This window comes from Neisseria sp. P0021.S006 (assembly GCF_051956895.1).
Genome location: NZ_JBQCWZ010000229.1, coordinates 1 through 1,851, shown reverse-complemented (window position 1 = coordinate 1,851; position 1,851 = coordinate 1). Strand labels below are relative to the sequence as shown.

General features: G+C 52.2%; 1 protein-coding gene and 1 pseudogene. Both read left to right on the top strand.

Annotation, left to right across the window (positions count from 1 at the left end):
- The coding region (locus ACTHUM_RS12845; RefSeq protein WP_440403037.1) for a UDP-N-acetylmuramoyl-L-alanyl-D-glutamate--2,6-diaminopimelate ligase at nt 1-1,475 on the top strand (1,475 nt) is incomplete at its 5' end.
- Nucleotides 1,476-1,655: 180 nt separating this feature from the next.
- Nucleotides 1,656-1,851: pseudogene (locus tag ACTHUM_RS12840) on the top strand (M23 family metallopeptidase); the annotation flags it as partial.

The window sequence follows — 1,851 nt, the reverse complement described above, 5'->3', positions numbered from 1 at the left end:
TCAGCAAGTTAACCCCCTTGGCTGAAACCAACTTTCCGCCTCTGCTGTGTGAAAACGCAGCAGGGCGTTTGTTGCATTCAGACAGCCGACAAATTAAACAGGGTGACATTTTCGTTGCCTGTCAGGGTGAATATACAGACGGCCGCAGCTATATTCCTGCCGCCATTGTCAACGGTGCCACCTTTGTTTTTTGGGATGATGACGGCAAATTCACATGGAATCCCGAATGGAACGTTCCCAATCAAGGCATTAAAGATCTGAAACATCGCGCCGGTATGTTGGCGGCACAGGTTTACGGCAATGTTTCAGACGGCCTTAAAGTTTGGGGCGTAACCGGTACCAACGGCAAAACCTCTATCACACAATGGCTGGCGCAAGCTGCTGATCTGTTGGGCGAAAAAACCACTATTATCGGCACAGTCGGCAACGGCTTTTGGGGCGCATTGGAAGAGACCACGCATACCACGCCTGCCCCTGTCGATGTCCAAACTCTGCTCTACCGCTTCCGTCAGCAAGGCGCAACAGCCGCTGCGATGGAAGTTTCCAGTCACGGCCTTGACCAATCGCGCGTCAACGGCGTGCCATTCCGCAGCGCAATCTTCACTAATCTTACCCGTGACCACCTCGACTATCACGGCACCATGGAAGCCTATGGTGCCATCAAATCGCGCCTGTTCTACTGGCATGGTCTGCAACACGCCATCATCAATGTCGATGATGAATACGGCGCAGAACTCGCAGGCCGTCTGAAAAAAGACTGTCCCGATTTAGCCGTTTACGGCTATGGTTTCAGCGAACACGCTGATATCCGCATTACCGATTTCACCGCTTCATCAGACGGCATGGAAGCCGTATTCCAAACACCATGGGGCGAAGGAAAATGCCGCACTCGTCTGCTCGGACGATTCAACGCACAAAACCTCGCCGCCTGCGTTGCCTTGCTGTGTGCCAACGGTTATCCACTCAATAACATTTTGGAAGTACTAGCAAAAATCCGTCCTGCTTCAGGCCGCATGGATTGCATTATGAACAGCGGCAAACCTTTGGTTGTTGTCGATTATGCCCACACGCCCGATGCACTGGAAAAAGCACTCTCCACTTTGCAGGAAATCAAACCGCAGGGCGCGGCCTTATGGTGCGTCTTCGGCTGCGGCGGCAACCGCGATCGTGGTAAACGCCCGCTGATGGGCGCGGCAGCCGTACAGGGTGCGGATAAAGTTGTCGTAACCAGCGACAACCCGCGCTTGGAAAATCCGCAAGACATCATCAACGACATCCTGCCTGCCGTTCCTGCGCCCGAATGCGTCGAAGCCGACCGCGCCGCTGCTATCCGTTACGCAGTCGAACGCGCCGCCGCAAACGACATCATTCTGATTGCCGGTAAAGGGCATGAAAACTATCAGGATGTACAAGGCGTGAAGCACCATTTCTCCGATTTTGAAATCGCAGAAAAAGCATTGGCAGAGCGCAGTTAAGTCATAACGCAAATATTCAGACGGCCCGAAACCTTAAGGCCGTCTGAAAAAGATTTAAACATATACAATAAAAGCAAAACGACACACGCATTACGGCACGTCAGCCATTAAACCCATCACAGTTGTTTGTTTCAGAAGGCTTTTTAACAAGGCCGTCTGAACAACAAGGAGACCGATTTGATGCTGAAAATGCCGATAAAAACCTTATTAATCAGTGCAGCCGTGGTTTTATTCGCAGGCTGTACCACCAAACAACTTCCGCGTCCTACTGCCGAAATCGATCAGTTGAGAGCGCAACAGCCTCCGGCCGAGCAAAGCCTGCCCAATCCTGTTAAAGGCAAGCGTTTTGACGACACTTGGGGTGCAGCGCGCAGTC